This is a genomic window from Bacillus canaveralius (assembly GCF_002860125.1).
Classification (GTDB): domain Bacteria; phylum Bacillota; class Bacilli; order Bacillales; family Cytobacillaceae; genus Bacillus_BJ; species Bacillus_BJ canaveralius.
On sequence record NZ_PGVA01000004.1, the window covers coordinates 152,176 to 176,768 of the forward strand.

The 24,593-nt window shown below is 42.7% G+C and carries 22 protein-coding genes; 19 read left to right on the plus strand and 3 right to left on the minus strand.

What is annotated here, in order from left to right:
- The first annotated feature begins 355 nt into the window (after positions 1 to 355).
- The 14 genes from accB (at position 356) to spo0A (ending at position 14,888) form a co-directional block, all read left to right on the plus strand.
- On the plus strand, positions 356 to 859 hold the full coding sequence (gene accB, locus CU635_RS02900; RefSeq protein ID WP_101575664.1) for an acetyl-CoA carboxylase biotin carboxyl carrier protein: 504 nt from the start codon (positions 356 to 358) through the stop codon (positions 857 to 859).
- Positions 860 to 876: 17 nt separating this feature from the next.
- Positions 877 to 2,235 (plus strand): acetyl-CoA carboxylase biotin carboxylase subunit, encoded by a 1,359-nt coding sequence (gene accC, locus CU635_RS02905; protein WP_101575665.1) that lies wholly within the window; start codon positions 877 to 879, stop codon positions 2,233 to 2,235.
- A 16-nt stretch (positions 2,236 to 2,251) separates the two neighbouring features.
- Positions 2,252 to 2,659, plus strand: a complete 408-nt coding sequence (locus tag CU635_RS02910; protein WP_101575666.1) for an Asp23/Gls24 family envelope stress response protein — start codon at positions 2,252 to 2,254, stop codon at positions 2,657 to 2,659.
- A 321-nt stretch (positions 2,660 to 2,980) separates the two neighbouring features.
- Positions 2,981 to 3,373: a transcription antitermination factor NusB gene (gene nusB, locus CU635_RS02915; protein ID WP_101575667.1), complete on the plus strand. Its 393-nt coding sequence runs from the start codon at positions 2,981 to 2,983 to the stop codon at positions 3,371 to 3,373.
- A gap of 52 nt (positions 3,374 to 3,425) precedes the next feature.
- Positions 3,426 to 4,295, plus strand: a complete 870-nt coding sequence (folD, locus tag CU635_RS02920) for a bifunctional methylenetetrahydrofolate dehydrogenase/methenyltetrahydrofolate cyclohydrolase FolD (protein ID WP_101575668.1) — start codon at positions 3,426 to 3,428, stop codon at positions 4,293 to 4,295.
- A 147-nt stretch (positions 4,296 to 4,442) separates the two neighbouring features.
- Entirely contained in the window at positions 4,443 to 5,801 is a 1,359-nt protein-coding gene (gene xseA, locus CU635_RS02925; RefSeq protein WP_101575823.1) for an exodeoxyribonuclease VII large subunit, read from the plus strand.
- Positions 5,791 to 6,024 carry an exodeoxyribonuclease VII small subunit gene (locus tag CU635_RS02930; protein ID WP_101575669.1) on the plus strand — a complete coding sequence of 78 codons (234 nt, stop codon included), beginning with the start codon at positions 5,791 to 5,793 and terminating at the stop codon, positions 6,022 to 6,024. Before xseA ends, CU635_RS02930 begins: the two co-directional genes overlap by 11 nt.
- Before the next feature lie 4 nt (positions 6,025 to 6,028).
- The gene (locus tag CU635_RS02935) at positions 6,029 to 6,922 is read left to right on the plus strand and encodes a polyprenyl synthetase family protein (RefSeq protein WP_101575670.1); all 894 of its coding nucleotides are present in this window, start codon (positions 6,029 to 6,031) and stop codon (positions 6,920 to 6,922) included.
- Positions 6,923 to 7,231: 309 nt separating this feature from the next.
- Positions 7,232 to 9,124 (plus strand): 1-deoxy-D-xylulose-5-phosphate synthase, encoded by a 1,893-nt coding sequence (gene dxs / locus CU635_RS02940; RefSeq protein ID WP_101575671.1) that lies wholly within the window; start codon positions 7,232 to 7,234, stop codon positions 9,122 to 9,124.
- 3 nt (positions 9,125 to 9,127) lie between these two features.
- The gene (locus CU635_RS02945; RefSeq protein WP_101575672.1) at positions 9,128 to 9,970 is read left to right on the plus strand and encodes a TlyA family RNA methyltransferase; all 843 of its coding nucleotides are present in this window, start codon (positions 9,128 to 9,130) and stop codon (positions 9,968 to 9,970) included.
- 210 nt (positions 9,971 to 10,180) lie between these two features.
- Entirely contained in the window at positions 10,181 to 10,630 is a 450-nt protein-coding gene (gene ahrC / locus CU635_RS02950) for a transcriptional regulator AhrC/ArgR (RefSeq protein WP_101575673.1), read from the plus strand.
- 14 nt (positions 10,631 to 10,644) lie between these two features.
- Positions 10,645 to 12,336 carry a DNA repair protein RecN gene (recN, locus tag CU635_RS02955; RefSeq protein ID WP_101575674.1) on the plus strand — a complete coding sequence of 564 codons (1,692 nt, stop codon included), beginning with the start codon at positions 10,645 to 10,647 and terminating at the stop codon, positions 12,334 to 12,336.
- 155 nt (positions 12,337 to 12,491) lie between these two features.
- Positions 12,492 to 13,790: a SpoIVB peptidase gene (gene spoIVB / locus CU635_RS02960; protein ID WP_373270848.1), complete on the plus strand. Its 1,299-nt coding sequence runs from the start codon at positions 12,492 to 12,494 to the stop codon at positions 13,788 to 13,790.
- A 306-nt stretch (positions 13,791 to 14,096) separates the two neighbouring features.
- Complete coding sequence (gene spo0A, locus CU635_RS02965) at positions 14,097 to 14,888, plus strand: sporulation transcription factor Spo0A (RefSeq protein ID WP_101575676.1); 792 nt, start codon at positions 14,097 to 14,099, stop codon at positions 14,886 to 14,888.
- Between the two features lie 353 nt (positions 14,889 to 15,241).
- Here spo0A and CU635_RS02970 read toward each other — a convergent pair whose 3' ends face one another.
- Complete coding sequence (locus tag CU635_RS02970; RefSeq protein ID WP_180955638.1) at positions 15,242 to 16,432, minus strand: glycosyl hydrolase family 28-related protein; 1,191 nt, start codon at positions 16,430 to 16,432, stop codon at positions 15,242 to 15,244.
- A 516-nt stretch (positions 16,433 to 16,948) separates the two neighbouring features.
- On the opposite strand from CU635_RS02970, the gene CU635_RS02975 reads away from it, so the two are divergent.
- Positions 16,949 to 18,070: an acyltransferase gene (locus CU635_RS02975; RefSeq protein WP_180955639.1), complete on the plus strand. Its 1,122-nt coding sequence runs from the start codon at positions 16,949 to 16,951 to the stop codon at positions 18,068 to 18,070.
- A 379-nt stretch (positions 18,071 to 18,449) separates the two neighbouring features.
- On the plus strand, positions 18,450 to 20,027 hold the full coding sequence (locus tag CU635_RS02980; RefSeq protein WP_101575679.1) for a flagellar assembly protein A: 1,578 nt from the start codon (positions 18,450 to 18,452) through the stop codon (positions 20,025 to 20,027).
- 43 nt (positions 20,028 to 20,070) lie between these two features.
- Here CU635_RS02980 and CU635_RS02985 read toward each other — a convergent pair whose 3' ends face one another.
- Positions 20,071 to 20,211 carry a YycC family protein gene (locus CU635_RS02985; protein ID WP_101575680.1) on the minus strand — a complete coding sequence of 47 codons (141 nt, stop codon included), beginning with the start codon at positions 20,209 to 20,211 and terminating at the stop codon, positions 20,071 to 20,073.
- Positions 20,212 to 20,246: 35 nt separating this feature from the next.
- Between CU635_RS02985 and CU635_RS02990 the strand changes: the two genes are divergently transcribed.
- Positions 20,247 to 20,987: a glycerophosphodiester phosphodiesterase gene (locus CU635_RS02990; protein WP_101575681.1), complete on the plus strand. Its 741-nt coding sequence runs from the start codon at positions 20,247 to 20,249 to the stop codon at positions 20,985 to 20,987.
- A gap of 42 nt (positions 20,988 to 21,029) precedes the next feature.
- Here CU635_RS02990 and CU635_RS02995 read toward each other — a convergent pair whose 3' ends face one another.
- The gene (locus CU635_RS02995) at positions 21,030 to 21,308 is read right to left on the minus strand and encodes a DUF2627 domain-containing protein (protein ID WP_101575682.1); all 279 of its coding nucleotides are present in this window, start codon (positions 21,306 to 21,308) and stop codon (positions 21,030 to 21,032) included.
- A gap of 151 nt (positions 21,309 to 21,459) precedes the next feature.
- Here CU635_RS02995 and CU635_RS03000 point away from each other — a divergent pair, with 151 nt between their 5' ends.
- Positions 21,460 to 23,532 (plus strand): sigma-54 interaction domain-containing protein, encoded by a 2,073-nt coding sequence (locus CU635_RS03000; protein ID WP_101575683.1) that lies wholly within the window; start codon positions 21,460 to 21,462, stop codon positions 23,530 to 23,532.
- A gap of 134 nt (positions 23,533 to 23,666) precedes the next feature.
- The gene (gene yqiS, locus CU635_RS03005) at positions 23,667 to 24,572 is read left to right on the plus strand and encodes a phosphate butyryltransferase (protein WP_101575684.1); all 906 of its coding nucleotides are present in this window, start codon (positions 23,667 to 23,669) and stop codon (positions 24,570 to 24,572) included.
- The last annotated feature ends 21 nt before the right edge of the window (positions 24,573 to 24,593 follow it).

Sequence of the window (24,593 nt, forward strand, 5' to 3'; positions counted from 1 at the left end):
AGCCTCAGCAGACAAGGATTTATACTTGCATGGGAAAAGCATCGGTATGGAGAGCCGATGCTTTTTTCTATGAAGACAATTCTTCATTGGACCATGAAAGAGCGTTGGGCACCTACAGGTATTGTTAAAATACATACCTCGCTTCGTATTTGCTCCTCTCCCCGAGTGTGCAACCATTTTCGATAAATGGTAATGAAAACCCTTTCGGAAAAATTCACAATTATGATAAAAAATATTACAATAGGGTGGAGAGGCTTTTTATCTTGTGACTCTCGAATACATTGTTGAACTTTGAGCAGGTCTTATCGTATGATATTAGAAGCTAGTCTTAATTAAGAAGGACAGAGGTGTAATCATGTTGAAGGTGCAAGAAATACGTGAACTGATAAAGCTTGTTGATCATTCAAGCATTGACGAATTTGTTTTTGAACAAGATGGTTCAAAAATTAAAATGAAAAAGAACAAAGCAGAGACAACTGTGGTCGCTCAGCCAATCAATGAAATCCCTGTTGTGGAAACTGTAAAACCGCAACAATCTGCTCTATCTGAAGTTAACCAAGAAACTCCTGCAGAGGAAAAACCCGCAGCCAGGGAAGAAGCAGCTCCTGAAGCTACGAATCTACATAAGATCACATCCCCAATGGTTGGGACTTTTTATCAATCATCATCACCAGATACTCCTGCATATGTAAAAGTGGGATCAAAGGTCTCCAATGACTCCATCGTTTGTATTGTCGAAGCGATGAAACTGTTCAATGAAATCGAGGCTGAAGTGAATGGCGAAATTGTTGAATTTTTAGTGAGTGACGGGCAGCTTGTAGAATATGGCCAGCCTTTATTTCTGGTTAAGCCTGAATAAGGGGGGCTAATTTTATCATGATAAAAAAACTGTTAATCGCAAACAGAGGAGAAATCGCCGTTCGGATCATCCGTGCTTGCCATGAGATGAATATTGAAACGGTGGCAGTATACTCGGAAGCTGATAGGGAATCTCTTCATGTTCAGCTTGCGGACGAAGCTTACTGTATTGGACCGACAGCTTCAAAGGACAGCTACTTAAACTTTACAAATATTATCAGCGTTGCCAAATTGACCGACTGTGACGCGATCCATCCAGGGTATGGATTCCTCGCCGAAAATGCAGACTTTGCTGAACTGTGCCGGGAAGTGAATATCACGTTCGTGGGCCCAAGTCCCGAAGCAATCACGAAAATGGGCACGAAGGATATTGCACGGGAAACGATGCGCGAGGCTGGCGTTCCGATTGTTCCTGGCTCGCAGGGAATACTTAAATCGGTCGATGATGGTGTGGAACTCGCAAATAAAATCGGTTTCCCGGTTATCATTAAAGCAACAGCCGGCGGTGGCGGGAAGGGAATCCGCATCGCAAGAACAGAGCAGGAGCTGATTAAAGGGATTACTATTACCCAGCAGGAAGCATTGACTGCTTTTGGGAATCCAGGCGTTTATCTTGAAAAATTTATCGAAGATTTTCGTCACGTCGAGATTCAAGTCCTCGCGGATAGTTATGGGAATGTTATCCACCTTGGCGAACGGGATTGCACTATCCAAAGACGACTGCAAAAACTGCTGGAAGAAACCCCTTCACCGGCCCTCGACGGGGAAATTCGTGAAGAAATGGGAGATGCAGCTGTAAAAGCTGCAAAAGCAGTTGATTATTCAGGCGCTGGCACGGTAGAATTTATATATGATTATCGCAATCGCAAATTTTACTTTATGGAAATGAACACAAGGATTCAAGTTGAACACCCGGTAACTGAAATGGTCACCGGTGTCGATTTGATTAAGGAGCAAATCAGGGTGGCGTCCGGAGAGAGGCTTCGCTTAAAACAGGATGAAGTCATCTTTACCGGCTGGGCGATCGAATGCAGAATTAATGCTGAAAATCCTGAAAAGAACTTTATGCCATCAGCCGGAAAAATCAATACGTACTTACCGCCAGGCGGATTTGGAGTCCGGATTGATTCGGCTGCGTATCCCGGATATACGATCCCGCCGTACTACGATTCAATGATTGCGAAGGTCATCACATACGGAAGCAGCCGGGAAGAAGCGATTGCCAGAATGAAAAGAGCTCTGAATGAATTTGTTATTGAAGGCATCCATACGACAATTCCGTTTCACTTAAGGCTGCTGGACCATGAGCAATTTGTAGATGGTCAATTCAATACGAAATTTCTGGAACTGTATGATGTGATGAAATCGGATAAATAATTTGGAGGTGCATGAAATGAGCGAAAACAACATTCTTGAAATGAACAAAGAGAATACAGGGCTTGGCAAAGTCGAAATTGCTCCGGAAGTAATCGAGGTTATTGCCGGAATTGCCGCCTCAGAGGTGGAAGGAGTTTCGCAAATGCGCGGAAACTTCGCAACTGGTGTAGTTGAAAGGCTCGGCAAAAAAAACCATGGCAAAGGCGTGAAAGTCGAGCTTACCGAACAAGGAATCAAGGTTGATGTTTATTGCCTGATGAAATTCGGCGTCTCAATCCCGCATGTTGCCCAGAAAATCCAGGACAACATTCGTCAGGCACTGCTTAATATGACGGCTTTAAACGCAGAAGAAGTAAACATTCATGTCGTCGGCATTCAGTTTGAAAACCAAAAGCAGGAAGCCGAAGAAATTGAAGAGATTTAATAAACAAACCAAAGACATCTGCTGTCTTTGGTTTTTTTAATGACGTTGTCTAAATAAACAGGAGTATGCCGTAGGAAACGAATAATATTATCTGAATGTTAAATGACCGTTCGTTTTTCAGTTAAAGAATTGCTTTATGAAATTTATTCAGATAATAGTGAAATTCCTGTTTAGTAAGCAAAATAACGAAAGAGACCGTGCAGAGCAAGTCGACTTGTGCTATTATCTTGTTATGAATTGAGACTATAGTGAAAAGTTATTTTTTCAATAAGATGTGGCACACAAAAAACATATTTCCTTAAAAAGGAGCACATAATTCAAATGAAAAGAAGAACAGCGAGAGAAAAGGCACTCCAGGCTCTTTTTCAAATTGACGTTAGTCAGGCTGAGCCGGACGCAGCAATCGAACACGTTTTGGAAGAAGCACCAGGCGATGAGTATTTATCAAGACTGGTTTCAGGTGTTGTCGAGCATAAAGATGAACTAGACGGCATGATTAAAGTTCATCTTGAAAAATGGACGCTTGAGCGCCTGGCAACTGTTGATCGGAATTTACTAAGAATGGCTGCTTTTGAGCTTGCCTATTGTAAAGAAGAAGTTCCGCAAAATGTCGTTCTTGATGAAGCAATCGAAATTGCCAAGCTATATGGAGATGAACAATCCAGCCGGTTTATCAATGGAGTATTGTCCAAGATTAAACAGCAATTAGCATAATAGCCGTCAATAGCATACAGCGGAATGGAATATGAAAACAGGGGGAAATGTCATGACAGCCCAAATTATTGATGGAAAAGAAATTGCCAGAAAAAAGCGCGCAGAAATTGCCGATGATGTGGCCAGGTTAAAGAGACTAAATGTTCACCCGGGTCTTGCTGTCATATTAGTAGGAAATGACCAGGCATCAGGTACATATGTAAAAAATAAGGAGAGAGCAAGCAAAGAGCTGGGGATGCATTCCGTTGTGCTCAAATATCCCGAGTCGCTTACAGAACGAGAGCTGCTCTCCAAAATTGCCGAGCTAAACAATGACGACTCAATCCATGGTATTTTAGTGCAGCTTCCGCTCCCAAAACATATCAATGAAACGAATGTAATCGAGGCGATCTCGCCTGACAAGGATGTGGACGGATTTCATCCTGTTAACATCGGCAGAATGATGACTGGACAGGATGCATTCGTATCGTGTACACCCGCAGGGATTATCGTTATGCTAAAAGAGATGAATATCGAAATCGCCGGCAAGCATGTGGTTGTCATCGGGCGCAGCAACATCGTCGGGAAGCCATCAGGGCAGCTGTTTCTAAATGAGAATGCTACTGTTACATACTGTCATTCAAAGACAAAGGATTTAAAAGCTTTTACGAAAACTGCCGATATACTCGTTGCAGCGGTCGGCATAGCCAACTTAATCACTGCTGACCACGTGAAGGAAGGCGCTGTTGTCGTTGATGTCGGGATGAACCGCAATGATCAAGGAAAGCTTTGCGGTGATGTTGCATTTGAAGAAGTAAGCACAAAGGCAGCCTACATCACTCCTGTTCCAGGCGGAGTCGGACCAATGACGATCACCATGCTTATGCACAATACATTGAAATCAGCTGATAACTTTCAAAAAAGGCTGCAAAAAACGCATTAACCAAATTAGAGTCCCTGTCTATTATGAGGATGGATCTTGAATATTCGAAACCCTGGAGAGGTGACGGATGGAGATCCAAACCTTATAATAGATGGGGACAGTTTGTTTGTGCCAAGCTGTTTAGCTGGAAATTTAAAGGAGCTTGTTATGAAGGAACAGCGTTTTTTAACCGTTCACGCTTTAACAAAATATATAAAAAGAAAATTTGATGCTGATCCCCATTTGCAGGACATTTTTGTGAAGGGGGAAATCTCCAATTATAAACAGCATTCGAGCGGTCATATGTACTTCACTCTGAAGGATGAAAAAGCCCGGATTCTTGCCGTTATGTTTTCGAGCTCCAATCGATTCATGAAGTTTTCCCCGGAAAACGGCATGAAGGTGCTTGTTAAAGGAGATATAACCGTCTATGAATCGAGCGGCCAGTATCAAATGTACATCAAGGAAATGCGCCCGGATGGAGTCGGCGAGCTTTACTTGGCTTATGAGCAGCTGAAAGAAAAGCTGCAGAAGGAAGGGCTATTTTCACCCCAGTACAAAAAAAGCATCCCAAAGTATCCTCATACAGTAGGGGTGATCACCTCGCCAACTGGTGCGGCTATTCGCGATGTTCTGACAACACTGAAGCGCCGCTATCCGATTGCGAGCGTTATCCTCATTCCTGCATTAGTACAGGGCGAGCAGGCAGCTCCGTCGATTGCAAAGGCCATTGCAATGGCGAATGGCAACAGCGAAATTGATGTGCTGATCGTCGGCCGTGGTGGAGGTTCGATTGAAGAACTGTGGGCTTTTAATGAAGAAATTGTCGCAAGAACAATTTTCGAATCTCGCATTCCGGTAATTTCCGCCGTCGGACATGAAACGGATTATACGATTGCCGATTTTGTTGCCGATATGCGTGCACCGACACCAACGGCCGCCGCAGAGCTAGCGGTCCCGCATATAGACGATTTAATGGAGAGGATTATGAATCGGCAGACAAGACTGCTGCGCGCGATGAAGGAAAAAGTCGCTGCGCAAAATCAGCGCTTGAACCGCATGCAAAAATCTTACGCCTTCCGCTATCCGCAAAGGCTGTACGAGCAAAAAATCGAGCAGGTCGATAAGCGGAGGGAACAGCTCGTAAAAGGAGCGCAAAAGCTTTTCGTCTTAAAATCGGAACAGCACCGGCGCGAGCTTGGGCGGCTGAACCGCGTCCATCCGCGCGAGCTATTAAGCGAAGCCGTTGCCAGCTATAAAAGATCAAACCGGTCATTAAAGAAAGCATTGGGCAACATTCATGCAAATAAGCAAAAGGATCTGCACAGCATGCTAACAACACTTGAAGCCTTAAGTCCCTTGAAAATCATGAACCGGGGCTATAGTCTTGTTTATAAAGATGACGGCCAGTTGGTGAAAAGCATAGCGGCAGTGAAAAAGGACGAATCAATAGAAGTCAAAATGGCAGACGGCTATATGCACTGCAGGATAATGGACATAAAGGAGAGCGAGAACAGTGGCAGCTGAAAAACAACTTACATTTGAGGAAGCGATGGAGAAACTGGAAGTAATCGTGGACCGGTTGGAGGAGGGCGACGTCCCTCTTGAAGAGGCGATTTCGATCTATAAAGAAGGGATGGAGCTTTCAAAGCTTTGCCATGATAAATTGAAAAGCGTGGAGGAGCAGCTGACCCAGGTTTTAACTGAGGAAGGAAAGACGGAACCATTCTCCATCAAAGAGGAGGAATAGCCTTTTGAACAATCAATCTCTTGCTTCTTTTGCAAATGAACATAAAAAGCTCCTTGAAGAACAGTTGCGGAAAGCGATAAAGGATATCGAGGCTCCAACGATTATGAAGGAAGCGATGCTTTACTCTCTCGAAGCGGGAGGGAAGCGGATTCGTCCGCTTTTGCTGTTTGCGACGCTCCATGCCTTTGGGCAAGCGAGCCAAAAGGGGCTGAACACTGCTGCAGCGATTGAAATGCTTCACACCTATTCGCTGATCCACGACGATCTGCCAAGCATGGACAATGATGACTTGCGCAGAGGAAAACCGACCAGCCACAAAGTTTTCGGCGAAGCATTTGCGATTTTGGCAGGGGACGCACTTTTAACCTATAGCTTTCAACTCATCGCTGCAACCCCGGAACAATTCGCTTCGTCTCATATAAAGCTTGAGTTGATCATCGAATTCGCAAAGGCAGCAGGGGCAGAAGGCATGGTCGGCGGCCAGGCAGCCGATCTTGAAGGCGAAGGAAAGGCACTGACTAAAGAAGAATTAGAATATATTCATGTTCACAAAACTGGAAAGCTGTTGATATACAGCGTGCTGGCTGGAGCGTTGTTGGCTGGTGCTGACAAAGCCACTATTGACAAGCTGACCCGGTATGCCTACCATTTAGGTCTTGCATTTCAAATTCGGGATGATATATTAGACCTCGAAGGAAGTGAGGAGCTGATTGGCAAACCAATTGGCAGTGATATGAACAACCAAAAAAGTACATATCCTTCTTTGCTGACGATGGAAGGGGCAAAACAGGAACTAGCCGGGCATATTCACAAAGCCAAATTGGCTCTAAAGGAAACCATATTGTATACAAGCCTTCTGCAAGACATTGCTGATTTGGTTGCAGACCGGAACCATTAGTAAATTTGAGGCGGAAATAGGCATATGATATAATTGGGTTACTTTATTAGCTGTTACCTCAAGTTAAATGAACCTCAAAAGCTTATTTAAAAAGCCAGTATGCCGTTACACTCCGGTGTTAGCGGCTATTTTTAAAACTTTGTGCCTGTTTGAAGGAATGAACAACGGCTCTGATCCAAAACGATAATCGATCAGAACTGGATTCTACCCCGAAACAGGAATTTATGCCGCGACAAGTGCGGGGCGTCGACATTTATCGAAATTAAACTATTTACGAACGAAATAGGGATGAAAGCGAGTGATCCGAACATGGATCTAATAAAAATTAAAGACCCGGGATTCTTAAAAGAACTGTCAACAACAGAATTGGAAGCGCTCAGCGATGATATCCGCCAGTTTTTAATTGAAAAGCTTTCAATAACTGGAGGACATATCGGCCCAAATCTCGGGGTCGTTGAATTAACGATTGCTTTGCACAAGTGCTTTGACAGCCCGAAGGATAAAATCATCTGGGATGTAGGGCATCAGTCGTATGTTCATAAAATTTTAACAGGACGGGCTTCGCAATTTGATACCCTGCGCCAGTTCAAAGGCCTTTGCGGTTTTCCGAAAAGAATTGAAAGCGATCACGATGTATGGGAAACAGGCCATAGCTCTACCTCTCTTTCAGCAGCAATGGGGATGGCCATCGCCAGAGACTTGAAAAAAGACGATTCGTTTATTATTCCTGTGATTGGCGACGGAGCTTTAACAGGCGGGATGGCGCTCGAGGCGCTTAACCATATCGGCCATGAAAAAAAAGATATGATCGTGATCTTGAATGATAATGAAATGTCGATTGCCCCGAATGTCGGAGCACTTCATAGTGTGCTGGGCCGATTAAGGACAGCAGGCAAATACCAATGGGTCAAAGACGAGCTTGAAATGCTTCTTAAGAAAATTCCGGCTGTCGGCGGACGCCTTGCCTCGACTGCTGAAAGAGTAAAGGATAGCTTGAAGTACTTACTTGTTTCCGGAATATTTTTTGAAGAATTGGGATTTACTTATCTCGGTCCTGTTGATGGGCATAATTATGAGGATTTGTTTGAGAATTTAAGCTATGCAAAAAAGACTGAAGGACCAGTGCTGCTTCATGTTATTACAAAAAAGGGGAAAGGGTACCAACCCGCTGAAAACGATAAAATCGGAACGTGGCATGGAACAGGTTCTTATAAAATCGAAACGGGTGATTTTGTCAAGCCGATTAATCCTCCTCCAGCATGGAGCAAGCTTGTCAGCGAGACCGTCCGGCAATTAGCCCGAGAAGATGAACGGATTGTTGCGATCACTCCGGCAATGCCAGTCGGTTCCAAACTGGAAGGTTTCGCAAGCGAGTTTCCCGATCGGATGTATGATGTCGGGATTGCTGAGCAGCATGCTGCCACAGTTGCGGCAGGGCTTGCTACCCAGAATATGAAACCGTTTTTGGCGATCTATTCAACTTTTTTACAGAGAGCGTATGACCAGGTTGTCCACGATATTTGCCGGCAAAACTTAAATGTGTTTATCGGCATTGACCGGGCTGGGCTGGTTGGTGCGGACGGCGAAACCCACCAGGGTGTTTTCGATATCGCCTTCTTAAGGCATCTTCCCAATATGGTTTTGATGATGCCGAAGGATGAAAATGAAGGCCAGCATATGGTAAACACCGCCATAAAATATGATAACGGACCAATTGCAATGCGGTTCCCGCGCGGCAACGGAATTGGCGTTCCGATGGATGAACAGTTACAGACGATTCCAATCGGCAGCTGGGAGATTTTAAGAGACGGTGAAGATGCGGCGATCCTGACATTCGGGACAACGATCCCGATGGCAATGGAAGCAGCTGCAATCCTCGAGAAACAAGGAGTCTCTGTTAAAGTGGTCAATGCGAGGTTTATCAAGCCTCTTGATGATAAAATGCTTAAAGGCATTCTCAGTGATGCGATGCCAGTCTTTACCATTGAGGAAGCTGTTTTACAGGGGGGCTTTGGCAGCGCCGTACTGGAATTCGCCCATAATAATGGCTACCATAACTCCAGGATTGAACGGATGGGAATTCCAGACGAATTTATTGAGCATGGAAGTGTGTCAGAGCTCCTCAAGGAAATTGGGATGACTGTCGAGAATGTCGTACAAAAAATGAAAATCCTCGCCAGAAAGAAACAAAAAAGGGCTTAAGGGATGAAAAGCAAAAAAGAACGCTTAGATGTATTACTTGTAGAAAAAGGCTTGTTCGATACGCGGGAAAAGGCAAAGCGCGCTGTGATGGCGGGCCTTGTGTACAGCAATGAGGAACGCCTTGATAAGCCGGGCGAAAAAGTGAATGCCGACCTTCCGCTGACGGTAAAAGGTAACGTCTTGCCTTATGTGAGCAGAGGCGGCTTAAAGCTTGAAAAAGCTTTGAAAATATTCGATGTCGATGTCCGTGACCGCGTAATGCTTGACATCGGTTCATCGACCGGGGGCTTTACAGATTGCGCCCTGCAAAATGGAGCCAGGCTTTCGTACGCATTGGACGTCGGCTATAATCAGCTCGCCTGGAAATTGCGCCAGGATGAGCGGGTCGTCGTGATGGAACGGACAAACTTTCGCTATGTTACCCCCGCAGATTTACAGGGGGAAATGCCAAGCTTCGCAACGATCGATGTTTCATTTATTTCCCTGACATTAATTTTACCCGTCCTAAAGACATTGCTTGTGAACGGCAGCAATGTGATTGCCCTTGTCAAACCCCAATTCGAGGCAGGAAAAGACCAGGTTGGAAAAAAGGGAATTGTCCGCGATAAAAAAGTCCATGAGAGCGTCCTTGAAAAAATCATTGATTTTTCACTGAGTATTGGCTTTAATGTTAAAAACCTTTCTTACTCACCCATCACTGGCGGCGATGGCAATATCGAATTTCTGCTGCATCTTTATTGGGAAGGTGAACAGGAAATAGGGAAGAATGAACTCGTAATCCCACCGGCCAAGGTGGTTGAGGAGGCCCATGCTGAATTGAAGTCAAAACAAGCTGCCGAGGAATGAGCGATATGCTTATTCCTTTTTTTGTCGATTCGGTTCGGTTTCAAATCCGGTTAACTGTATGAAACTAAACATGGCAAAACGACTTTAGTCGCTAAGCAGTGAATAATCAATGTCGATTTTTAAGAAAAAATGTACAAGTTAACAGAAATGGGCTAACATAAATAATAGAAAATGAAAAGACTGTTACGATTCGCTTTTGAGGTGATAGGAATGAATAAAGGACAGCGCCATATTAAGATACGTGACCTGATTACAAACAACGATATAGAAACCCAGGACGACCTTGTTGACCGGTTGAAACGCGCAGGCTTTAATGTAACCCAGGCAACCGTTTCCCGCGATATTAAAGAGCTGCACTTAGTGAAAGTGCCGTTAATGGATGGCAGGTATAAATACAGCTTGCCAGCAGATCAAAGGTTCAATCCACTGCAAAAGCTAAAAAGATCGCTAATGGATGCATTTGTGCGGATCGATAATGCCGGGCATTTGCTGGTAATGAAAACATTGCCGGGCAATGCGATGGCGATTGGCGCATTAATTGACAATCTTGACTGGGAAGAAATACTTGGAACGATCTGCGGTGATGATACAATCTTAATCATTTGCAGGTCACCTGAAGACACAAAAGCTATTTCAGACCGTTTTCTTGAAATGCTCTAACCGAGGTGACGACTTTGTTAAATGAACTGTCCATAAAAAATTTCGCAATCATCGAAGCCATATCGATCCCGTTTCAAAAAGGTTTGACTGTGCTAACAGGTGAAACGGGCGCAGGGAAATCGATCATTATCGATGCTGTACATTTGCTTGTCGGCGGCAGGGGCTCAGCAGAATTTGTTCGTCATGGCGAAGAGAAGGCCGAGATTGAAGGGCTGTTTCTGCTCGATGATGAGAAGCACCCATGCTATGAAAAGGCAAAAGCATTTGGACTGGAGATTGAAGAAGGAATGGTGATCCTTCGTCGTGATATAGCCAAAAACGGTAAAAGTGTCTGCCGCATAAACGGCAAACTTGTTACGATTTCGACGTTGAGGGAAATTGGCAGCACGCTGATTGATATTCATGGGCAGCACGAGCATCAGGAGCTTATGGATGAAACGATGCATATTTCGTTACTTGACCAGTTCGGTGCCGACGAGATTGCTGCTGCTCTTGAAGATTACCGGCAAGTATACCGCGCTTATGACACGACACAGCGGAAGTTGAAAAATTTAAGTGAAAACGAACAGCAGATGGCACACCGTCTCGATTTACTCCAATTTCAGTTCGAGGAAATCCAGGCTGCCAATTTGCAGGTAAATGAAGATGAAGAGCTTTTTGAAGAAAAACAAAAGCTGGGCAACTTCGAGCGGATCTTTGAAGCCGTTCAATCAGGATATACGGCCCTGCAAAGCGAACAAAAGGGGCTTGATTGGATTGGGCTTGTGATGGGGCATTTGCAGGATGCAGCAGATCTTGACCCGGCTTATAAGGAAATGTATGAAACCGTATCGGCTAGTTTTTATGCCCTTGAAGACGTTTCAACGTCACTTCGCAATGAACTTGAGCTCCTCGAGTTTGATCCGCGCCGCTTAAATGAAATTGAAGAACGATTGACTGAAATCAATGGGTTAAAACGTAAATATGGAAGTACTATTGCTGAAATTCTCGAATATGCAGCAAAGATTGAAGAAGAACTGGAAACGCTGCAAAACAAGGAGACGCATATCGGCCAATTGGAACAAGAGCTTTCATCGCTGCGAAAGGATTTAAAATTAGAAGCAAAACAGCTGACCGATCTTCGTAAAAGCTGGGCAAAAAAGCTGACAAAACTGATCATGAAAGAATTGAAAGAACTCTACATGGAAAAAACGGTTTTTGAGATAAAATTCGGCACAGCAGGAGATGGATTCACGAAAAACGGTTCAGATAAGGCCGAGTTTTTCATCTCAACAAATCCGGGGGAACCGCTCAAACCCCTTTCAAAAATCGCCTCAGGTGGCGAGCTTTCGCGAATTATGCTTGCTTTGAAAAGCATTTTTTCGAAACACCAGGGGGTTACATCAATCATATTTGATGAAGTGGATACCGGTGTAAGCGGCCGAGTGGCCCAGGCAATAGCCGAAAAAATTTATAAAGTATCCGTGAACTCTCAAGTGCTTTGCATATCACACCTGCCGCAAGTGGCAGCAATGGCGGATACACACCTGTTTATTGCCAAGAAAACGAAAGCGGGACGGACAAAAACGACAGTCACCCCGCTCACCATACCCGAAAAAATTAAAGAAATCGGGCGAATGATTTCCGGCGTTGAAATTACCGATTTGACCAAACAGCATGCCGAAGAGCTGTTGCAGCTCGCAAACGAACTGAAAATGGCAAATTAAAAGCTATCCATACGGGTAGCTTTTCTTTTTTTATAAAGATCATTCCTGCCAAATGGATAAAAACTTTAATTTCCATCGGTTATAAATGCCTCTCAAGCAGGCAAAATTATAGATGTAGCCATTTTTAACGAGTGTGTGGACTAGAAGCGAGGAGAGTGAAAAATTTGATATATGAGCATCTCAGAAAGATAATTGGTGGAATTCTCCTTGTTTCATTAATTGCCATCGGATTTTTAAAACCCGTTCATGAATATTTGTCAATTCCAAAACAACTTACCATTTTTGAAGGACAACAGATCGATCTGCCAAAGGCTGTGACAGTATCGGCTGGTTTGTCTTCAGATAGCTCAAATCTTAACCTTGTTCAAGATCAGGATTCAGTCTCGCTCGAAGCAAAGGAATATGGAAAAAATGAGATGATCCTCGAACTGGCGGGTTTTCCCATTAAAAAAGTTGATGTTGATGTTTTAAAGGATTTTAAAGTTTACCCGGGCGGCCAGTCGATCGGAGTGAAGTTAAATACGGTTGGTGTGTTAGTTGTAGGCCATCACCAGGTTGAAACCCCGGCAGGGAAAGCGTCGCCGGGAGAAGCTGCCGGAATAAGGGTTGGCGATATTATTACTGAAATAAACGGCACGCCAATAGAGAAAATGGCGGACGTTGGCCCGGTTGTTCAGAATGCGGGAAAAAATGGTCAACCACTTAATATCACGATTAACCGCGAGAATGACAAGATAAGCGCACAATTAAAGCCCACTCAGGAAAAAGGCGAGAACTCCTATAAGCTTGGCCTTTATATCCGGGATTCAGCGGCTGGAATCGGCACGATGACTTTTTATCACCCCGAATCAAAAAAGTATGGTGCGTTGGGGCACGTCATTTCCGACATGGATACAAAAAAGCCGATTGTGGTGGAAGATGGGCAAATTGTCCGATCAACTGTTACTTCTATTGAAAAAGGAAGCAATGGAGATCCCGGCGAAAAACTCGCGCAGTTTTCAACTGATCGGGAAGTAATCGGAAACATAAACAGAAACAGTCCTTTTGGGATTTTTGGCAAGTTGAATAAAGATATTGAAAATGGTGTTTATGACGAGCCATTGCCGATTGCATTATCACATCAAGTTAAAGAAGGGCCTGCAAAAATCTTAACGGTGGTCGACACTGACGAGGTCAACCTGTTTGACATCGAAATTGTTAGCACAATTCCGCAAAAATTTCCGGCGACGAAAGGAATGGTTATTAAAGTAACAGATCCAAAGCTGCTCGAAAAAACGGGCGGAATCGTCCAGGGAATGAGCGGGAGCCCTATCATCCAGGATGGAAAGCTAATTGGCGCTGTCACACACGTGTTCGTTAATGATCCAACATCCGGCTACGGTGTTCACATTGAATGGATGCTAAACGAAGCGGACATCGATATATATGAGCAACCCAAGCAAAAAGCAAGTTAAGCACAAATTGATAATGATCCTTTTGGCTCTTTAAATAGGCAGGTTATCCTGCCTATCTTTTATTATGTGCGCTCCATCGCAAAAAAAATGAAGATTTTTCGACAAAGAGTCGACTCCTAATATGAAAACTGGTGAAATCCGTCGAAAAAGAAAGAATTTTAAAGAAAAAATATGATTTTATGCCCTTTTTCAGAAAATATTAAAAAACAAAAGGAATTTGGGTTGCATTGTCGAATTTGTCATTTAGAATAGAAATTAGCAGCGGTTAGAAAAAGAGACCATAATGGAGTCAAGGAGGAACAAGAAGTGAAAAAAATTAAAGTTTGTGTTGTAGACGACAACAGGGAGCTTGTTGGACTATTAGAGGAATATATTTCTTCCCAAGAGGATATGGAAGTAGTCGGTGTAGCGCATAACGGTCAGGAGTGCCTTGAAATTGTAGAGGAAACTAAACCGGACGTTTTAGTTTTAGATATTATCATGCCTCATTTGGACGGCCTTGCTGTGTTGGAAAAGGTCCGAGAGATGAAGACAAATCCTGCTCTTAATGTCATTATGCTTACCGCTTTCGGACAGGAAGATGTCACAACGAAAGCTGTTGAACTTGGCGCATCATATTTTATTTTGAAGCCTTTTGATATGGAAAATTTGGCAAACCATATTCGCCAGGTCAGCGGAAAATCAACCAATATGGTTAGAAAATCGTTTTCCTCAAATTATCGGTCGTCTGCTGAACAAAAGCCGAAAAATCTTGACGCAAGCATCACAAGCATTATCCATGAAATCGGTGTCCCAGCCCATATCAAAGGCTACATGTACTTACGTGAAGCCATTTCCATGGTTTACAATGATATCGAACTCCTTGGCTCAATTACGAAAGTGTTATATCCCGATATCGCCAAGAAATTCAACACTACAGCAAGCCGTGTAGAACGGGCGATCCGCCATGCGATTGAAGTCGCCTGGAGCAGAGGCAACATCGAATCCATTTCATCTCTTTTCGGCTACACCGTCAGCATGACAAAAGCAAAACCAACCAATTCCGAATTCATCGCAATGGTCGCTGACAAGCTTAGACTTGAGCATAAGGCTTCTTGAAAGGGTTAGGATATCGGGTTGGGGTTATTGCAAACAAACCAATTTTCTGAAAACCAACTCTTTGTTCCAATAGTGAGTTTATCGCAATGCTGGCTGACAAACTTAGACTAAGCATAAAGCTTTTTGAAGTGTAAGGATAAAGGTGGTTAGCTTTAAATTTACAATCCAACTTCACATTATCCGATGGCCTCAACGAAAGACCAATGACATTTTTGTCACTGGTCTTTCTATTTTTTTAGCCATATGGCGGCATTTAAAAAATTTACTGACTTAAAGAAAGTCAATATTTTACTTTCGCTGAATCATCAGATAGTATCCTGCTTTGTTATTATACTGCCTGAGTCCGGTAGATATTAGCGGTATTTTACATTGACGATTTTATTGTTCAATTCCTTTAACCCTGGTATGTTACTATTCGCATACACTCCATATCGGCCATTAACCAATACATTGTGCAAGATAGTGAAGTTTTTTATTGCTCGCTTTGAATTATTTGAGGTAATAGCAATGATAGACGAATGATTGTAGGATCCCTTCCCTCCATTTCTTAGATAATTTTTAATGATATGTACATCACTTGCGTTAGCTACATCAATAATTCTTGCGTAGTTCCCCACTCCAGCGATTTTGTTATGTGAGATGGTCACGTGGTTCGCATAAACGGATATAGCAGCCCACATGTCATACTCTTTCTCCTCTGAATATGTGCTATAGAAGTTATTTTGAAAAAAGCTGTTAAATATTTCATTTCCTTTGATGAGCACTCCGGGTGATTGTATCTTAATCGCTCTTTTATAAATATTTGAAAAAGAATTATTTAAGATTTGCAGGTTCACTCTTTCGTTAAAGCCCTGGATGACAATCGCATCGCCATCATCTTTTGGGCCGATTTCTTTGAAAGTTGAGTTGCTGATTTTTATATTTTTAGTTGCGGCTTGTTTCTTATAAGCTGGGCTGATTAGAATTCCTCTCGCAACAAAATGCCCCCAGCCTTTTACAGGGTTTCTGGCCATCACATTTTCGATTTTGTTATGGTCCAATACGATATTTCTAGTTCCACCTTGAATTCTAATCGCACTTACCGTTAATCGGAATAATGAGCGGTGATTTGGCTGCGTGAAATTTTTAATGATACTTTTGACAATGAATACATTGCTGGAACCTTCCTCAATAGTAATTCCCCGCAAAGATGTATTATTTCCGTCGACTGTTAGGTTGCGAATACGAATATTCGAGCCTTTAACCCTCATAACGGTTTTCAGGGCAGAAGAGGTTTTTAGTATAGCATAGCTCCCGTACATCTCTGTGTGACCCTTAATTTGTAATTCTTTCGTTATTTTATATTCACCGTCAGGAAAGTAAATGATATGGCCAGCGCCATCTTGCAACGCTTTTTGTAACGCTTTTGTATCATCGGAAACTCCATCCCCGACAGCTCCATAATCCTTTACGTTCAATAAAACCGTCTCATCTTTTGAGAAGAGGGGAAACAGGAAGAAGGATAATCCTATTATAAAAACATAAACACCGAATTTCTTAACCACTATTAATACTCCCTTTTTATAAAACAAATAAGATGAAAAATTTAACTGATTCTTTAACAGGCTTTGCTCTTTATTTTAAGGGTTAAAAATTCAAAGGCAATAACAAGGATCCAACAATATTATTACATCGGATTTTGATGAATATCTCATTACATTCAGTTGGGAGTAATTATCTATCTGTTCCCTGTACACAGCGTTGAAAGGTAATGAAATGATGAAAGAAATTCCTGTTACTAAGGCTTCTATTCCAAAACGTATGTCCCTAAAAAAATGCAGAAATGAATAATTTGGAATAAACTATGCCCTTTTAACCGAATTTTCGTTGCCAAATTGTATTAGGAAAAAATGCTTACTGACTGTTTATACTAATACAGCGTTTACATAAAAATTATATGCATCCTTTGGTCCTGTTTTGAATCCAAGACAAAAGACTAGACTTTTATAAACGTCCACATCTTTATATGTTTTTGAATTAAAATGAGGGTGGAATTTGAGAATAAGGGAGGAAGAACATCAATGTCTGCTGAATCACGGCGTCCCAGCAAAGAGGGTAAGAAATATATTTACGAGATTCATTTTTTGCGTGCATTTGCATGTCTGTCGGTTGTCGGAGTGCATGTTTCTGCTACGAACTATGGAATGACTCAAGAGACATGGACCTGGTTTACCTATTTTCTTAATCAAATCGGACGATTTGGCACCCCTATTTTCGCTGTTATTAGTGGCTTTCTGCTTTTTTATCAGGTGAAAAGAAGAGGATTTGCACTAGGCAGGTTCCTGAAAACACGTCTGTCCAAGATTATAATTCCATTTCTTATCTGGAGCCTCGCTTATCGTTATCTTCTTTACTATTACGACAATCAGGCATTAGGCGACTACGGAGCGGAAGTCAAGAAAATTTTATTGGGCGATTCCTTCTATCACCTGTATTTTGTTGCTATAGTAGTTCAATTTTATTTGATCTTTCCATTCATTCAAAAGTTATTTCGTACCCAAACTCTATTGTTGGTGTTTGCGTTTATTGCCTTATTAATCAGCTATAATCTTTATGGATTCAGTCCTGGTATAGAAGGGGCAATTGGGGAATTCCTGGCTAGTAAGTCGTTTATGCCTATCTGGATTTTTTACTTTGCGTTTGGCGGATTTCTTGCCTACTTCTGGGATGAAATTGTGAACTTTGCAACGAAACGGCCGTGGCAGATGCTAGCTCTAGCATTGATCGTTTCAGCAGGTGCAGTAGTGGAATATATGGTGAATGGCTTTGTTTCCAATCGAAGACTTTCAAATCTGGCAAATATCCCGTTGCTTTGTATTGCAACAATTGGAATTTATCCGCTTCTGGCTAGATGGAACGTGATCAAAAAGCCTCTATACTTGATTGGCCAATATTCGATGGGAATTTATTTGATTCATCCAATGATCTTATATCTGTTTGCACGGCATCTTCCGGAACATTATTGGAATGCAAATTATGTCGTCTTTATGTTTATTGCAGTTATGATAATAGCGGTCGTTTTCATTCGAGTTCTGCAGTTTATCCCGCTTAGCGGCTTTATTATTCCAGTACCAAAAATCAAAAAGACGAAGAGCCTTCACCAAACAGCGGAAGGAGTTGCTGAGAAGAAACAATCTGCATAATCACATTTGATCACTGCCAAACCGCCGTAAATGAATGAATATTATTGAACAAGTTTTGAAATAAGCCGCCAAATCAGGCGGCTTTTATGCATAGTGGCTCAAAGCTGGATGCTGCAGGAAGGGAAAAGCCTATACTCTGACTATGGAACAACACTGGGGAGACCTCTAAAAAAGCGTCTTGTATTATCTGAATATTGCGTGAAAATAGAAGTATAGGTATTTGGAGGAGGAATAACGGAGATTTTCTGCAAGTTTTCACAATTATTGTGGATAAATCATGTCCAGCAAGCAATTTTTCATCAATTTTATAAACATTTTACTGCAAAATTTTCCTTTTCGTATATACTTGAAGAAAAAGCATTAGTTGGTAGGGGTTACTATGGAACTATACAGAGATGAGACCATATTACTTGAAGAAGAAAGCGGTTCCGTTTTTATAACGGTTTTTAAAAGCGGGATGACATTTGTGAAGCTGGATCGAACCTTGCAAGCGCTGCCGCAAATATCGATCACAAAATTTCTGCCTTTAAAGGATGCCTTAAGCGCCGGCTATTGTGAAAAGCTGGAGATTGGCGAAATAAAACCGCCGGTTGACCTGGAGATCTCCAGAGACAGCATGACAGTAAAGATAAGGATAAATTGTACAGAACAGCATTTAAAAGAAAATCTTAAAAGTATAAAAGCTGAAATTAGAAACATGCTCGAAGCAAGGGGAATTTGTGAAGGAATTCTTGAGCATGTTATTGACCATGAGCTGAAAGTCCAAAAAGATATTACTGTTGCGGCCGGAACCGAAGCGGTGGATGGACAAGACGCACAGCTTATCTATTTTCAGCCGTCTGAACGAAAACCATCGATTAAAGAAGATGGTAAAGCTGATTTTTTTGACATGCATTTTTTAGATGAAGTAGATAAAGGGGATTGGCTCGGGGAAAAGCATGATCCGACAGATGGACTGCCAGGGAGAACTATATTTGGAGAAATACTGCATCCGAAAAAGGGGAAAGACAGGAAACTTTTATACGATGCAAAAACAGTCATGGAATATGAAGAGGACGGAGTAATTGTTCTCCGTGCCCTTGTTAAAGGGGTTGTTGAAAAAAAGGGAAACCGGATTGCCGTTGGGGATCATTTGGTTGTTAATGGCGATGTTGGTTTAGAAACTGGAAATATTGATTTTAACGGAAATATTACGATTAAAGGGATTATTATGGAGGGTTTTTCCGTGACTGCGGATAAGGACATCTCGATTCTCGGGGCAATGGGCTTAAGCGGGGTCGAGTCTGTCACATCAAGGAACGGTGACATCTTTATTAAAGGCGGGGCCTTTGGCAAAGGAAAAACTAAGATCAGAGCGGCGAAGAACATTTTTATAAAGCATGCAAATGAGTGTACGCTTCAGGCTGGTGAAAATATTATGATCGCCTATTATTCGGTAGGCTGCTTCTTAATCGCCAAAAACGTAATGGCCCATGAGAAAAAAGGGAAGTTGATTGGCGGAGTCATCGAAGCAAAGGGGAAGGTGGTGGCAGGCATCGTCGGCAACCATCTTGAGAGGAAAACGATGATTCATGTAGAAGGATTCAACAGAGCATCAATTGAAACGGAATTGGCGGGACTGGTTCCAGAATATGATATGGCAACTCTCCATGCCGAACGTTACGCTCAGCAGATCTCATCATATGAAAGTGTGTTGGATCAGTTAAATGAACAGCAAAAAAATCAATATGCACTGACAAAGTCCAATTATGAGAAAGAGCTTGACAAGCTTAATGAATTGGATCAGAAGCGAACATCACTATTATCATTGCTGGAGACGAAGGGGGAAGGCGAAGTTACGGTGGGAGTGACCGCCTATCCTGAAACAGTGATCCAAATTAAAAGCATGATTAAAAGGATTCATTCTACTTCCCACGGCACTTTTTATGCCACGGGTAATATACTCCATCATGAGTAAAGAAAAAGATGCTGAAGTTAATTTCAGCATCTTTTTCGCTAGCCTATTTCTTGGTTCCCTTCTCGATTTCGATTAGCTTTTGCATTAAAATATGTTGTGGCAGATGAATAACTTGTTCTACAGGGATATTCAGCTTTTCGGCAATTTTAACGGCTGTTTCAGCGCTGATTTGCAGTGGTTTCATAAAATATCCTCCTATCATGAAAGGTACGTGAATGTATGACACAGATTTTTGCCCATCGCGGCTATTCGGCATTGTTTCCGGAGAATACGATGATAGCATTTGATGAAGCAGAAAAAGCCGGTGCGGACGGAATTGAAATTGACGTGCAGCTTACAAAAGACGGTGAAGCAGTGATCATCCACGATGAACGGGTTGACAGTCATACCGATGGTCAAGGACTAGTAAAGGATTTCACCTACGCTGAAATCCGCAAGCTCAATGCCGCTTTTTCGCATAAAAAATTCTCCGGCATCGAACGGATTCCTGCATTGAAAGAACTGCTGGAGTGGTTGACAACGAATCAGCTTATTTGCAACATCGAATTGAAAAACGGCCTTATTCCATATCCAGGTATGGAAGAGAAGGTGATTGAGCTTGTCCGCAGCTTCGGGCTGTCAAGCCGGATAATTATTTCTTCTTTTAATCATTATAGCATTGTACATAGTTATCGGCTTGCCCCGGAAATAGAGATTGCGCCTCTTTATTCTTCAGGATTATATATGCCCTGGGTTTATGCGCAGTCGATCAGGGCTAAGGGAATTCACCCGGCACTGGTGGCCGCTCCTGATGCAATTATTAAAGAAAGCATTGAAAATGGCATCGCCGTAAGGCCATATACCGTCAATAAAGAAGCAGATATGAAACGGCTGTTTACGGCAGGGTGCTCGGCGTTTTTTACCGATGAACCTGTCAAGGCCAGTAAAATTAAAAATGAGCTACAAAAAAATAACCTTTAATAACACAGAAAAGAGCCTTGTCATGTTTAACAAAGCTCTTTCTTATTTCTTTTGATGTTGTTCGGCACCTGCTTTTATCCGGGAATTTTCATTTCGAAATCTTTGCTGGACTTTATTTCTTTTTCGGTCCCGATGTAAAATAAAACCTGCAACAAAGCCAAGTCCTGCCAGAAAAAACAGCAATCCGGCCAAAAATTGCAGCCACAAAAAAGGAAACGGCTCCTGCAAAATCCCGAATACCATATCCCTCATTAATTTTATTCCAACCGCCGCAAATACCCCGGGAATCAACATAATGATTAATGCGATTATTCTGCTCATAGACATTCCCTTCACTTCTTGCCCTCACGAAAATAATAAATCATCCACCGAATTTGTCAAGGTTAACTGTTCAAGGTAAAATGAATATGAAAAAAGTTGCAAAACTAGCCTGAAAAATATTTCTTGATTCTGCGTGAAGAAAGGAGTCCATATGCAAACTGCCATGATTGTCGGCGCGGGAAAAGGCGGTACAGCCATTTTAAAAATTTTAAAAGAAACGGCTATTCTGGATGTAAAGGCTGTAATTGATATAGATCCAGCCGCACCTGGACTTCGCTATGCAAAAGATGAAGGGATCACGACAGATTCCGATTGGAAACCGCATATTGCCGACAATATTGATGTCATTATTGAAGTGACCGGAAATGATCAAGTGTTTACAGCGCTCCGCGATGCCCGCGGCAAGCATGCGGTATTGATTCCCGGCAGTGTGGCCTTCTTGCTGGCAAGCCTGCTCGAAGAAAAAGAAGAACTTGTTGAGACATTCCGCAATGAAACGTATAAGCACGATCTTATTTTTAATTCTACTGAAGATGGCATGGTTGTGATCGATACAGACGAAAATGTCATTCTTTTTAATAAAAGTGCTGAGAAAATTACTGGAGTCAGCCGTGAATTCGCCCTTGGCAGGCATATCCATGAAGTGATTGCCGCCAGTGAGCTGCCGGGGGTTTTACATACGAGAAGAATTGAAGCAAACCGGAAGCTTCTCTTAAAAAACGGTGCGAAAATCATCGCGACGCGTATTCCGATAATCGATGAAAAAGAGCAGCTAATCGGCGCATTTTCTGTTTTTCAGGATATTACCGAAGTCGTGAACCTCGCTGAAGAAATAACGAATTTAAAAGAGATTCAGACGATGCTCGAGGCAATCATTCATTCCAGTGATGATGCCATATCTGTTGTCGATGAAGCGGGCAGAGGCATACTCATTAATCCGGCTTATACAAGGATAACCGGACTGACCGAGGATGAGGTAATCGGCCAGCCTGCGACCGCAGATATTTCTGAAGGCGAAAGCATCCATATGAAAGTTCTGCAAACCCGCCGAGCTATCAGGGGTGCTGCGATGCGGGTCGGTCCGAACAGGAAGGAAGTCGTTGTCAACGTAGCCCCGATTATTGTAAACGGAAAACTGAAAGGGAGCGTCGGTGTTATTCACGATGTGTCCGAAATCCTAAGTTTGAACCGCGAGTTGAATCGGGCCAGGCAAATCATTAGGACGCTTGAGGCAAAATACTCTTTTGAGGATATCATTGGTAAGTCTGATGAAATGCAGCTGGCTTTAGATCAGGCAAAGCTCGGTGCAAAAACACCTGCCACTGTTCTGTTGCGCGGGGAGTCAGGAACGGGGAAGGAACTGTTTGCCCATGCCATCCATAACGCCAGTGATCGGAAGTATAACAAGTTTATTCGCGTAAATTGTGCGGCGTTATCGGAATCCTTGCTTGAAAGTGAACTGTTCGGTTACGAAGAGGGTGCCTTTTCAGGTGCGAAGCGGGGAGGTAAAAGAGGGTTTTTTGAGGAAGCGAATAATGGCAGTATTTTTCTCGATGAAATCGGTGAGCTATCGGGAAATACCCAGGCAAAGCTATTAAGGGTTTTGCAAGAGAAGGAGATCACGCGGGTAGGAGGCACAAAGTCGATTCCGATCAATGTAAGAATAATCGCCGCAACAAATGTAAATTTGGAAAAAGGCATTGCGAACGGAACTTTTCGGGAAGACTTATACTACCGCCTGAACCGGATGCCGATTCATATTCCGCCATTAAGGCGGAGGAAGGGCGATATTCCTTCTCTATGCGAGCGGCTGATTCATAAAATCAATCAGGATTACGGACGAAATGTAGAATCGATTTCCGCTGACGCGATGAACTATTTAATGAGCTATGATTGGCCCGGAAATGTCAGGGAGCTTGAAAACATTCTCGGTCGGGCGATCATTTTCATGTATTATACAGAACAAGAAATAGACACGAACCATCTGCCGGAGTTAAAGGGAAAGTTCAATGAAACAAGTGATCTCCCTGTCTTAAAACACTCGTTTCAACAGGCAGGTTCTTTAAACGAACGAATGGAGCAATATGAAAAGAAACTGATTGAACAAGCATTGGAGCAGGCCAATGGCAATAAAACGCTGGCGGCAAAGGTGCTCGGAATATCCGTAAGGAATTTGTATTACAAGCTGGAGCGGCATCAACTTGCAATAGATAGCATGCAATAAATTTCATACTATGAAATTTTTTTCACGCTTTATTATAGTGAATAAAACGTTTTCATCAGTTTTTTAAGTTGGCATATTTCTTGCATAGATATGTGTAAGTTAATAGCTTTAGGATTGAAGGGATTGAGAAATGTATGGAGCTGGATTCACTTCTCAGAAAGGCAACCGAAATTGAAAATCAAACGGTCGCAGTTGCTGCGGCAGAAGATGAAGAAGCAATTGAAGCGGTTGTCGGTGCAATTGATCGTAATCTCGCCAATTTCCTGTTATTTGGGGATAAAGAAGAGATTGTGTCGATTTTCGATAAAATAGACCCCGGCGCAATGAAAAATAGTAAAATAAAGATCATTCATGCACGCTCAAAAGCAATTGCCGCCGAGAATGCGGTGAAAGCCGTAAAGCTTAATGAAGCAAATGTATTAATGAAAGGCGATGTGCCGACAGCAACAATCCTCAAAGCGGTTTTGAACAAGGAATATGGTTTGAGGACGGGAGGTGTTCTCTCTCATGTAGCTGTCTTTGAAGTGCCGGGATATGAACGGTTTACGATTATTACTGATACCGGAATGAATATCGCGCCAGATCTTCAGCAAAAAGCAGAAATCATCAAAAATGCCGTTGCAATCGCGAGGCAAATCGGGATTGCAAAACCAAAGGTTGCTCCGCTTGCTGCGGTAGAGACGGTTAATCCTGCCATGCAAGCGACACTGGATGCGGCTGCTTTAACCGCGATGAACAAGCGGGGCCAAATTGGTGGTTGCGTTGTTGACGGGCCGCTGGCTTTGGATAACGCCGTTTCCGTGTTTGCGGCAGAGCACAAAGGCATAAGCGGGCAGGTTGCCGGACAAGCCGATATTTTGTTAGTCCCGACAATTGAGGCGGGAAATATCCTATACAAATCGCTTATTTATTTTGCAAAAGCAAAAGTCGGTGCTGTGATTGCGGGCGCCAAAGCTCCAATTGTTTTAACCTCAAGAACTGATTCAGCTGAAAGCAAGCTTTATTCTCTTGCTCTCGCTCTCTGTTCTGCTTCTAAATAGACTTTTTGACATGATGGGGAG

Excerpts from the sequence above, each read along its gene's own strand:
- CU635_RS03000 (WP_101575683.1), top strand. The coding sequence starts at position 21,460 with ATGCAAACTGCCATGATTGTCGGCGCGGGAAAAGGCGGTACAGCCATT.
- CU635_RS02945 (WP_101575672.1), top strand. The coding sequence starts at position 9,128 with ATGAAAAGCAAAAAAGAACGCTTAGATGTATTACTTGTAGAAAAAGGC.
- accC (WP_101575665.1), top strand. The coding sequence starts at position 877 with ATGATAAAAAAACTGTTAATCGCAAACAGAGGAGAAATCGCCGTTCGG.
- accB (WP_101575664.1), top strand. The coding sequence starts at position 356 with ATGTTGAAGGTGCAAGAAATACGTGAACTGATAAAGCTTGTTGATCAT.
- yqiS (WP_101575684.1), top strand. The coding sequence starts at position 23,667 with ATGGAGCTGGATTCACTTCTCAGAAAGGCAACCGAAATTGAAAATCAA.
- ahrC (WP_101575673.1), top strand. The coding sequence starts at position 10,181 with ATGAATAAAGGACAGCGCCATATTAAGATACGTGACCTGATTACAAAC.
- folD (WP_101575668.1), top strand. The coding sequence starts at position 3,426 with ATGACAGCCCAAATTATTGATGGAAAAGAAATTGCCAGAAAAAAGCGC.
- CU635_RS02980 (WP_101575679.1), top strand. The coding sequence starts at position 18,450 with ATGGAACTATACAGAGATGAGACCATATTACTTGAAGAAGAAAGCGGT.
- CU635_RS02995 (WP_101575682.1), bottom strand. The coding sequence starts at position 21,308 with ATGAGCAGAATAATCGCATTAATCATTATGTTGATTCCCGGGGTATTT.
- xseA (WP_101575823.1), top strand. The coding sequence starts at position 4,443 with ATGAAGGAACAGCGTTTTTTAACCGTTCACGCTTTAACAAAATATATA.
- CU635_RS02985 (WP_101575680.1), bottom strand. The coding sequence starts at position 20,211 with ATGAAACCACTGCAAATCAGCGCTGAAACAGCCGTTAAAATTGCCGAA.
- CU635_RS02910 (WP_101575666.1), top strand. The coding sequence starts at position 2,252 with ATGAGCGAAAACAACATTCTTGAAATGAACAAAGAGAATACAGGGCTT.
- nusB (WP_101575667.1), top strand. The coding sequence starts at position 2,981 with ATGAAAAGAAGAACAGCGAGAGAAAAGGCACTCCAGGCTCTTTTTCAA.
- CU635_RS02975 (WP_180955639.1), top strand. The coding sequence starts at position 16,949 with ATGTCTGCTGAATCACGGCGTCCCAGCAAAGAGGGTAAGAAATATATT.
- dxs (WP_101575671.1), top strand. The coding sequence starts at position 7,232 with ATGGATCTAATAAAAATTAAAGACCCGGGATTCTTAAAAGAACTGTCA.
- CU635_RS02990 (WP_101575681.1), top strand. The coding sequence starts at position 20,247 with ATGACACAGATTTTTGCCCATCGCGGCTATTCGGCATTGTTTCCGGAG.